The sequence below is a fragment of the Christiangramia qingdaonensis genome, assembly GCF_048381525.1.
Taxonomy (GTDB): Bacteria; Bacteroidota; Bacteroidia; order Flavobacteriales; family Flavobacteriaceae; genus Christiangramia.
This window is the reverse complement of record NZ_JBLWIM010000008.1, coordinates 869,665-880,254: the sequence shown is the minus strand read 5'-3', so window position 1 is coordinate 880,254 and position 10,590 is coordinate 869,665. Positions and strand designations below refer to the sequence as shown.

General features: G+C 39.2%; 9 protein-coding genes. 8 read left to right on the top strand and 1 reads right to left on the bottom strand.

From position 1 onward, the window contains the following. Positions 1–2,560, top strand: a 2,560-nt coding sequence (locus ACNI3T_RS04820) for an Ig-like domain-containing protein (protein ID WP_418226842.1), incomplete at its 5' end; no start/stop codon positions are given. Positions 2,561–2,633: 73 nt separating this feature from the next. Here ACNI3T_RS04820 and ACNI3T_RS04815 read toward each other — a convergent pair. Then, entirely contained in the window at positions 2,634–3,776 is a 1,143-nt protein-coding gene (locus ACNI3T_RS04815) for an acyl-CoA dehydrogenase (protein ID WP_418226841.1), read from the bottom strand. 92 nt (positions 3,777–3,868) lie between these two features. On the opposite strand from ACNI3T_RS04815, the gene ACNI3T_RS04810 reads away from it, so the two are divergent. The 7 genes from ACNI3T_RS04810 to ACNI3T_RS04780 all read left to right on the top strand — a co-directional run bounded on the left by ACNI3T_RS04810 (position 3,869) and on the right by ACNI3T_RS04780 (position 10,453). Continuing rightward, complete coding sequence (locus ACNI3T_RS04810; protein ID WP_418226840.1) at positions 3,869–4,933, top strand: anhydro-N-acetylmuramic acid kinase; 1,065 nt, start codon at positions 3,869–3,871, stop codon at positions 4,931–4,933. A gap of 65 nt (positions 4,934–4,998) precedes the next feature. Then, positions 4,999–6,225 carry a Glu/Leu/Phe/Val dehydrogenase dimerization domain-containing protein gene (locus ACNI3T_RS04805; protein ID WP_418226839.1) on the top strand — a complete coding sequence of 409 codons (1,227 nt, stop codon included), beginning with the start codon at positions 4,999–5,001 and terminating at the stop codon, positions 6,223–6,225. A 113-nt stretch (positions 6,226–6,338) separates the two neighbouring features. Next, a complete protein-coding gene (locus tag ACNI3T_RS04800; protein ID WP_141876786.1) occupies positions 6,339–7,040 on the top strand; it encodes a MotA/TolQ/ExbB proton channel family protein in 702 nt (233 codons plus the stop codon). Between the two features lies 1 nt (position 7,041). After that, a complete protein-coding gene (locus tag ACNI3T_RS04795) occupies positions 7,042–7,434 on the top strand; it encodes an ExbD/TolR family protein (RefSeq protein ID WP_418226838.1) in 393 nt (130 codons plus the stop codon). 3 nt (positions 7,435–7,437) lie between these two features. Then, the gene (locus ACNI3T_RS04790; protein WP_418226837.1) at positions 7,438–8,262 is read left to right on the top strand and encodes an energy transducer TonB; all 825 of its coding nucleotides are present in this window, start codon (positions 7,438–7,440) and stop codon (positions 8,260–8,262) included. Then, complete coding sequence (locus tag ACNI3T_RS04785; protein ID WP_418226836.1) at positions 8,263–9,483, top strand: bifunctional folylpolyglutamate synthase/dihydrofolate synthase; 1,221 nt, start codon at positions 8,263–8,265, stop codon at positions 9,481–9,483. A gap of 157 nt (positions 9,484–9,640) precedes the next feature. Beyond that, positions 9,641–10,453 (top strand): hypothetical protein, encoded by an 813-nt coding sequence (locus ACNI3T_RS04780; protein ID WP_418226835.1) that lies wholly within the window; start codon positions 9,641–9,643, stop codon positions 10,451–10,453. Positions 10,454–10,590: the final 137 nt, after the last annotated feature.

The following is a 10,590-nucleotide window of genomic DNA, read 5'->3' as shown; positions in this document are numbered from 1 at the left end:
ATCAGATAATACTTCAGTAGCAACAGTAACAGATGCAGGAGTTGTGACAGCAGTTTCAGCTGGTACCGCAAATATTATATATACTGATGAGAATGGATGTCAGGCAGTAGCAGAGATTACAGTGAATGCAAACCCAACCATAGATGATGAAGCGATCTGTCTTAGTGTTGGAGAAACAGCCGGTAGTGTAAGTTTGAATTATTCAGGAACACCTGCAGATATGACGCCATTTGTATCAGATAATACTTCAGTAGCAACAGTAACAGATGCAGGAGTTGTGACAGCAGTTTCAGCTGGTACCGCAAATATTATATATACTGATGAGAATGGATGTCAGGCAGTAGCAGAGATTACAGTGAATGCAAACCCAACCATAAATGATGAAGCGATCTGTCTTAGTGTTGGAGAAACAGCCGGTAGTGTAACTCTGAATTACTTTGGTGTGCCGGCAGATACGACGCCATTTGTATCAGATAATACTTCAGTAGCAACAGTAACAGATGCAGGAGTTGTGACAGCAGTTTCAGCTGGTACCGCAAATATTACATATACTGATGAGAATGGATGTCAGGCAGTAGCAGAGATTACAGTGAATGCAAACCCAACCATAGATGATGAAGCGATCTGTCTTAGTGTTGGAGAAACAGCCGGTAGTGTAACTCTGAATTACTTTGGTGTGCCGGCAGATACGACGCCATTTGTATCAGATAATACTTCAGTAGCAACAGTAACAGATGCAGGAGTTGTGACAGCAGTTTCAGCTGGTACCGCAAATATTACATATACTGATGAGAATGGATGTCAGGCAGTATCAGAGATTACGGTGAATGCAAACCCAACCATAGATGATGAAGCGATCTGTCTTAGTGTTGGAGAAACAGCCGGTAGTGTAAGTTTGAATTATTCAGGAACACCTGCAGATGCGACGCCATTTGTATCAGATAATACTTCAGTAGCAACAGTAACAGATGCAGGAGTTGTGACAGCAGTTTCAGCTGGTACCGCAAATATTACATATACTGATGAGAATGGATGTCAGGCAGTAGCAGAGATTACAGTGAATGCAAACCCAATAATTAAAACAGAAGAGCCGCAATTAACTTGTCTTGGTGAAAAACCTTCAATTAAGGTAACCTCCGATACAAATGGGCTCGAATTTAGATTAGTTGTTAAAGGTCAGTCTGATGACGTTTTTACGGATTATCCAATTGATGGTTATGATGAGTTGAACTATGAAACCTCCTATGTTTTAACTGCAAGATCTAAAACTAGTCCGACTTTCTGCGAAACTGATTATGAGTTTACAACTCCAATTGAAATAGATACTCCAATTGATGTAATCCTGGAAGAAATCAATCCAACTTGTGATAGTTTTGACGGTTCTACCTATTTTGGTAGTATTCAAATTACTAATCATGTATCTGGATATTTATACGCTGTAGTTTCTCAGGAAGGATTCACTACAATAGAGGATGTGCCAAATTCTGAATTTATGACTTATGATTCGCCTCCAAATGAGACAGCTGGATTAATATCTGGAATAGCAGTTGGAGACTATTTTGTTATAGCGAAGAGTCCAGATTTATGTTTGTCGACACAGAGCCCTGCATCTTTGGTTACACCAGAATGTATGACCTGTGAAACCGCTTTTGCTAAACGTGGGGATAACTTAGGTAGCCCGAATAAGTCATATTGCTTTATCAATGAAGTTCCAGATGATACTAATGCATCCTATGATTTAGAAATTAATGCTAATCGTTGGGGATGGACTAATTTTATTAGTTTGAGTGAATTCACTTCAGAGAATGGTTATACATTTAGGATGGATCTTTATGCCGCGGCTGGACAATGTGATATTAATAAAGGAACATTGGTAGGCTATGTAGATGTGATCTATGAGAGTGGAGAAGTATCAGTTTCATATGAAATGTTATCAGGTTACTGGCTTGGTGGGGTTCATACTTATGTTGGTCAGGAGCCATATATGTGGAAAAAGAAAGGAAAAACAGTAGAATATACCGTGGCACCGGGACAGTATCCATTTAATTCAAATGGAGGTGATTATACCTATGCTACAACTATACAGCCTATTACTGTACAGGGTGTTACAGGGTTTTATGTAATTGCTCATGCAGATGTTTGTACCACGAATACAGAAGAATATAATCAAAGATTATTAACAGAAGCTGAACCAATAGATGTTCAGTTAAATAAAAGAAATAATTCTATGATTTATTCTCCTAGTTCTGGTGGTAAACCACAGAAATCCTCTACCAGCACTTCCTTAACTGAAACATCAGATCCGCTGTTTAGCGTGGCTCCGGTGCCATTTAGAGATGTGTTGAATATCGGATATTTGTTCGACTATACTTCAGATGTGACAATCCAGGTGTTTGATCTTAATGGAAGATTACTCGCAACATATAAAGATTCTGCGGTGAACTCTGCAAGTATATCAAGCTTCAACGTAGATTTCAGAACGAAGTCGAATCAAATCTATATTGTGAGAATGACTACAGATAGAGAGATCTATTCTGCTAAGATTATTGCAGCGAAATAAATTTAATAATCAGCCAAAAATAGAAAGAGCAGCCAGTTGGCTGCTCTTTTGCTTTATAAAAATTCCGAAGAACTTAGTCCTTAAGAATACTTCTTGAGATCACAATTTTCTGAATTTCAGAAGTTCCTTCGTAAATCTGAGTGATCTTTGCATCTCGCATTAATCGTTCTACATGATATTCCTTTACATATCCATTTCCTCCATGAACCTGAACTGCTTCAACAGTAACATCCATCGCGGTTTTGGATGCGTGAAGTTTCGCCATAGCACCTGAAAGATCATAGTTTTCTCCTTGATCCTTGTCCCATGCGGCTTTCATAACCAGATGACGTGCCGCCTCGATTTGAGTATGCATGTCTGCCAGTTTGAAGGCGATTGCCTGGTGATTGCAAATTTCTGTTCCAAAAGCCTTACGTTGCTTCGAGTAATCTTTGGCTAGCTCATAAGCTCCTGCTGCAATTCCAAGTGCTTGTGCCGCTATTCCAATTCTACCACCAGAAAGCGTTTTCATGGCAAATTTAAATCCGAAGCCATCTTCACCAATTCTATTCTCTTTAGGCACCTTTACATCATTGAAATTCAGAGAATGTGTATCACTTCCTCTAATTCCCAACTTCTGTTCTTTAGGTCCAATTTCAAAACCTTCAGAATCTTTTTCAACGATAAAAGCGTTGATCCCTTTATGTTTTTTCTCTTTATCTGTTTGAGCGATCACAAGATAAAAGTCGGCTGAACTACCGTTGGTGATCCAGTTTTTAGTACCATTAAGGATGTAATGATCACCTTTATCTATAGCCGTTGTTCTCTGTGAAGTCGCATCACTACCTGCTTCTGGTTCAGAAAGGCAAAAAGCACCTAATTTTTCACCAGTAGTAAGTTTAGAAAGATATTTCTTTTTTTGCTCCTCACTTCCGAAGGTATCAAGCCCCCAGCAAACCAGCGAGTTATTTACTGATACCATTACTGAAGCTGATGCATCGATCTTGGAAAGTTCCTCCATCGCAAGCACATATGAAATGGTATCCATTCCACCACCGCCATATTCTGGTGACGCCATCATTCCAAGGAAACCAAGTTCACCCATCTTTTTGATAAGCTCCTTCGGAAATTCCTGCTTCTCATCTCTCTCGATAACACCCGGCAAAAGCTCCTGCTTTGCAAAATCACGAGCGGCATCACGTATCATTATATGTTCTTCGGTAAGTTTAAAATCCATCTGAAAAGAAATTTATAAAAAACTGATTTTTGGAGGGCAAAGATAGCTTTTTGGTATCTATAATTCAATTGATATTGAGTATTTTTACGAATATGAAAAAAAACGAGTATAGATTACTTGGAATCATGTCTGGCACCTCTCTGGATGGCGTCGATCTCGTTTTTACCGAATTGAGCTTCAGCAATGCTACGAATTTCAAGATCATATATTCTGAAACTATTTCTTATTCTGAAAAATGGCTGAAGAGACTGAAGAATTCTTCCCATCTAGAGCCAGCTGAATTGAATGATTTAGATCAGGATTACACGAAATATCTTTCTGAAGTTATTCTGAAGTTTATTGCTAAGTACGACATTGATCTTCTGGATGCGATCTGTAGTCATGGACACACTGTAAAACACAGGCCAGATAGGGGTTTGACGTTCCAGATAGGAAACTTACCTAAACTTTCGAGTCTAACCGGCGTTCCTGTAGTCTGCGATTTTCGAGTGCAGGATGTAGAACTTGGTGGTCAGGGCGCTCCGCTGGTTCCAATAGGAGACCGAATATTATTCAGTAAATATAAATATTGTATCAACCTTGGAGGTTTTGCCAATATTTCCGAAGAAGTAAAGGGACAAAGAATAGCCTACGATATTTGTGCAGTAAATACGGTGCTTAATCATTACATGCGCAGCCTTGGTAAAAATTTTGATGAGGATGGCAAACTGGCCAGAACCGGGAAAGTAAATTTAGAATTGCTGGAGCATTTAAACGCCCTTAAGTATTTTCAAAAAGCTCCTCCCAAGTCACTTGGAATAGAATGGGTAGATAAATACGTGTTGCCTTTGATCGATTCCTACTCCATGGAAATACCTGATATTCTTCGAACTTTTAGTGAGCATATTGCAATACAGATCGCTGCATGTTTGAAAAATGCTTCAACTTCAGAAATACTTCTAACTGGTGGCGGCACTTTTAATAGTTTTCTAATTGAACGATTTAGATCACATTCTGATGCTGAATTTGTAATTCCGAAGAAAGAAATCATAGATTATAAAGAGGCTTTAATATTTGCACTTCTGGGTGCGCTTAAATTAAGAGGAGAAATAAATGTCCTGTCTTCAGTCACCGGGGCAAAAATGGATCATTCTTCAGGACGTATATACGAACCCTGAATATTTTATCAAATTCGGAATAGAGCCTGCTTAGTTTTTTATATTTGCTTCAAAATAATCCAAAAATGAAAGAATTACTCAAAGTATACGAGAATAAAGAACCTGAAATTGTTTTTAACTGGAAGGATTCAGAAACAGATGCTGAAGGCTGGACGGTAATCAATTCTCTTAGGGGAGGAGCTGCCGGTGGTGGTACCAGAATGCGTGTGGGATTGGATCAAAATGAAGTGCTTTCCCTGGCAAAGACCATGGAGGTGAAATTTACTGTTTCTGGCCCACCAATTGGAGGAGCAAAATCGGGAATTAACTTTGACCCTGCAGATCCCCGTAAAAAGGGTGTTTTAGAACGCTGGTATAAGGCTGTTTCTCCATTGCTGAAAAGTTATTACGGTACCGGTGGAGATCTAAATGTAGACGAAATCAATGAGGTAATTCCAATTACTGAAGATTGCGGTGTTTGGCATCCGCAGGAAGGTGTTTTTAATGGCCATTTTCAACCTACGGAAGCAGATAAGATCAACAGAATTGGACAATTGAGACAAGGTGTGATCAAAGTTCTGGAAAATACTAACTTCTCTCCAGACATCAGTAGAAAATACACGGTGGCAGATATGATTACCGGTTATGGTGTAGCAGAAGCTGTTCATCATTTCTATGAAATTTATGGCGGAAATATAAAAGGTAAGCGTGCGATCGTACAGGGATTTGGAAATGTAGGTTCTGCTGCTGCTTATTACCTGGCACAAATGGGTGCTAAAGTTGTTGGGATTATCGATAGAGCAGGTGGTCTTATCAATGAGGAAGGTTTTAGCTTTGAAGAGATCCAGCAAATGTTTCTTGATAAAGATGGAAATGCCCTGCGTCACGACAAGGTGATGCCTTTTGAAGAAGTGAATGAGAAAGTATGGAAGCTTGATGCAGAAATCTTTGCTCCCTGTGCAGCTTCGAGATTGATCTCCAAGAAACAGATCACGAACCTGATTGATCGCAAACTGGAAGTAATTTCCTGTGGAGCGAATGTTCCGTTTGCAGATAAAGAGATCTTTTTTGGTCCTATTATGGAATATACTGATGAGCGAGTAAGTCTTATTCCAGATTTTATCTCCAATTGCGGGATGGCCAGAGTTTTCGCTTATTTCATGGAAAGAAGAGTGCAAATGACCGACGAGGCTATCTTTAATGATACTTCTATGACGATCAAGAATGCCATTCAGAATACATTTAATAATAATAGCAGCAAGACGAATATCAGTAGAACTGCCTTTGAAGTTGCTCTGAAACAGCTTGTTTAAAAGTTTGTGCAAATAATTTGAAAAAGCCCGTGAAAGCGGGCTTTTCTTTATTTAAATTTGATTTACAATTTAAAGCGCGATAGCACGTTACATTACAAAACCCAATTATACATATGCTTAATTTTTTACAGCAGGACGAGGTGGTAGATGCTGCTCAGGTAGCAGAACCAGTCGTAGAGGAGAAAACTCTTTCCTTATTTGATTTGATGTTTAGCGGAGGTCTAGGTGGCCAGATCATCATTATCATTCTATTTGTCTTATTATTTGCGGCAGTCTATATCTATTTTGAAAGATTATTCGCGATCAAAGCGGCCAGTAGGGTAGATAAAAATTTTATGCTCCAGATCAAAGATAGTGTTCAAAGTGGCAACATTGAATCTGCAAAAATTCGTTGCGCTCAAAGTGATTCTCCAGTGGCGAGATTAACCGAAAAAGGTATTTCCAGAATTGGGAGTCCGCTGGAAGATATCAATACCGCTATAGAGAACGCAGGAAGACTGGAAGTTTACAAGCTTGAAAAAAACGTTAGTATTCTGGCAACTGTTGCCGGAGCTGCTCCTATGATCGGTTTCCTTGGAACCGTTATTGGTATGGTGCTTGCTTTCCATGAACTGGCAACGAGTAGTGGGCAGGCTCAAATGGGAGCTCTTGCAGAAGGTATTTACACAGCAATGACCACGACGGTAGCTGGGCTTATAGTTGGTATTATAGCCTATATTGGATATAATCACCTTGTTGTAAAAACTGATAAAGTAGTGCACCAGATGGAAGCAACTGCAGTAGATTTTCTTGACCTGTTAAACGAACCGGCTTAATATGAATTTAAGAGGTAGAAATAAAGTAAGTCCGGAATTTAGTATGAGTTCGATGACCGATGTGGTTTTTTTACTACTCATATTTTTTATGCTGACTTCACCTGTGATCACTCCGGAAGCGCTGGATCTTATCTTGCCAAAAGCAAAGGGTAAGACCACCAGTCAGCAAACACTTTCTGTGAGTATCACAAAAGATCTGCAGTTCTATATTAATAGCGAACGTATAAGTAGTAGCACACTTGAATCTACACTGAAGACGAAACTTGCCGGAGAAGAAAATCCAACGATTATTTTGCGGGCTGAAGAAGGAGTGCCAATTGAGAAAGCTGTGAACGTAATGGATATTGCCAATCGTAATAGCTATAAGATCGTATTAGCAGTAAAACCTGAATAGAAAATGTCGATGCTGGAAACTAAACATGAGAAGAAGTCATTTACCATCACTGTAGTGTTACATGTGCTGCTTATTCTTCTGTTGATTTTTTTCGGAATGACGTATTTAGATCCACCGCCTGAGAATGGGATCGCGATAAATTTTGGTACTTCGGAAGTTGGTTCTGGCGACAAGCAACCTACTGAGCCGGTAAAGTCTGCTCCTAAGCAGGCAGCAGCTCAACCGGTGCAGTCTGAACCTGTGATCGAAAAGGAAGTTGTAACCCAGGATACTGAAGAAGCTCCTGTGATCGAGAAAAAGAAAAAACAACCTACGCCAGTTAAAACGAAGCAACCGGAACCTCCGAAGGAAGATCCAAAGCCGGTAAAGAAACCGGAGCCAAAGCCAGATAAATCTACTAATGATGCCTTAAGTAGTATCTTAAACGGACCTGAAAGATCTGGAACTGCTACCGGCGGTGAGGGTAACGACAACCAGGCTGGAGATAAAGGTAGCCCAGATGGTGATCCCAACGCCAGTTCTTATTATGGGCAGGGATCAGGATTGGATGGTGATGGAAATTACAGGCTTGGAGGAAGAAAAGCTTTGAACAAAGAGAAATTTGTTCAGGATTGTAATGAGTCTGGAATCGTGGTAGTGAAGATCGTGGTAGATCAAACCGGACGCGTAGTAAGTGCTCAGCCCGGTATGAAAGGCACTACTAATAGTGCAGCCTGTCTAACAGGTCCTGCTAGAAGAGCCGCTCTGGCAACCAGATTCAACAGTGATTCCAATGCACCTTCTAAACAGGTTGGAACCATAATTTATAACTTTAAACTTACCGAATAATTGAAATCCTATCAGGAAACTCTGGAGTGGATGTTTCAGCAGTTACCCATGTATCAGCGGGTAGGGAAAAGTGCGTTTAAGAAGGATCTTTCCAATACCCTTAAACTTGCAGAACACCTTGGGCATCCCGAAAAAAAATTCCGAAGTATTCATATAGCCGGTACGAATGGTAAAGGCTCGGTAAGTCACATGCTTGCTTCGATATTTCAGGAAGCCGGCTATAAAACGGGGCTTTACACTTCACCACACCTTAAGGATTTTCGAGAACGAATTAGAATTAATGGTGAGGTGATTTCAGAAGAAGAAGTTGTTAGTTTTATTGAAGAGAATCAGACTTTTCTGAAAAGCAACCGACTTAGTTTCTTTGAAATGACTGTGGGAATGGCCTTTGACTATTTTGCAAAGAACCAAGTTGACATTGCGATTATTGAGACCGGTCTTGGGGGACGTTTAGATTCAACTAATATTATTACTCCTCAATTATCTGTAATAACCAATATTGGTCTGGATCATACTGCATTTCTGGGAACAGATTTGCCTGCAATTGCTACTGAAAAAGCTGGTATAATTAAAAATTCTGTTGCAGTTGTAGTTGGTGAGAGACATGATCAAACCATGCCTGTATTTATTGTAAAAGCCGCTGAGATGAATTCTCCTATATTCTTTGCAGATGAATTTGAGTTACCTGAAGTTGATTCCGATCTTATAGGAACTTATCAGAAGTATAATAAAAAGACAGTTCTGGCAAGTATTAAGGTATTACAGGATAGTGGGTGGAAGATTACTTCTGAAGCTATAATTCAGGGTCTAAATAAAGTACAGCGCAATACGGGTTTAAGAGGGAGGTGGGAGATTTTAGGCAATGAGCCTAAAATTATTTGTGATACTGCGCACAATTCTGAAGGGCTTAAGCTGGTATTGCAGCAACTTCAGAAAGAAAATTTTACCAGATTACATATAGTTTTGGGAGTAGTAAACGATAAAGATTTGAACTCTATTCTACCATTATTTCCGAAGGACGCCGACTATTACTTTGCAAAGCCAAATGTGCCCAGGGGAATGCCTGCTCAAATCCTGCAGGAAGAAAGTCTCAAATTTGGTTTGAATGGTGAGGTATATTCTTCTATTTACGAAGCATATGCGACCGCCCGGAAAAGAGCTGATACTAAAGATCTAATTTATATTGGAGGTAGTAATTTTACAGTTGCTGAAGTTCTATAGGTAATTGATAATGTGTTAGTTGACATTTATTTGTATCTTTAGAATATTCTGTGATAGAGCGCTTCCCTATTTCTGAATTATCCTACAGGCTATAATTACTCCAATCCTACATTGAGCCAACCATTTTGCTGTGTTTTAATAACTAAAACTTGACAAAATGAAAAGCACTATTCAATTAAGCATTCTTTTATTCCTGGGCTTTCAGCTTGCAGCATACGCGCAGGAAGCTGAAGGGACCGAGCAATATGAACCGGTTTACATTACGATGACCACAACTCACTGGAGTGACGATCCTGATACAGATTTCTCGGGATGGTTAGATACTGAAAAGGAGTATTTTGAAAAGGTTACCAGTAGAAATGACCTTATTCTTAGTTCTGGCGTTTATACGCATTATTTTACTCCAGATAATTCGGAAGTTGTTCTTGTGAATGTTTACAGAACCTGGAACGATATAGAAGAGGCGAACAGCAGAACTGAAGAACTTATTGCTGAAGGCTGGAAAGATGAGGAATCCAGAAAGAAATTCTTTGAAAAACAACAGTCTTATTATTCTCCAGATCATCGGGATGAGATCTATCAATCCATGCAATTTTCAATTCCAGAAACTGTAGATAAAGAAAACCCAAAGATTTATTATGTAAGGACTGCAGATCTAAGTATGAATGGAGAGGGAACGCCAGAGAACTTTAAGCAGTATTACGAAAACATCACTAAAAGGAGTAAGAAATTAAAGGGTTACTATACGCACAGGCATCTATGGGGATCAAATGCTCGTGAAATGAATGAAGTATTCGTATTCGATAAGCTTGGAGATATTGAAGAATTCTTTGAAGAGGAACAAGGTCTTGTAAATTCTCAATGGGCAGATGAAGATGAAAGATCAGAATTTATGGAAGAAATGGCTAAACTATTTACGGGAAAACATGGGGACTATGTTTATAGAAATGTTCCAGCACTTATGAAATAGTATACAACTTATTCATAATTAATTAGTTCCAATTCAGGAGTACTCTATCACAGTTTTTCTTTTGTAATTTCTTTAAAATTGTTTTGTGTAAATGAAAATGTAGTCTATATTTGCATCCGCAATCACGCAAGGGCGCG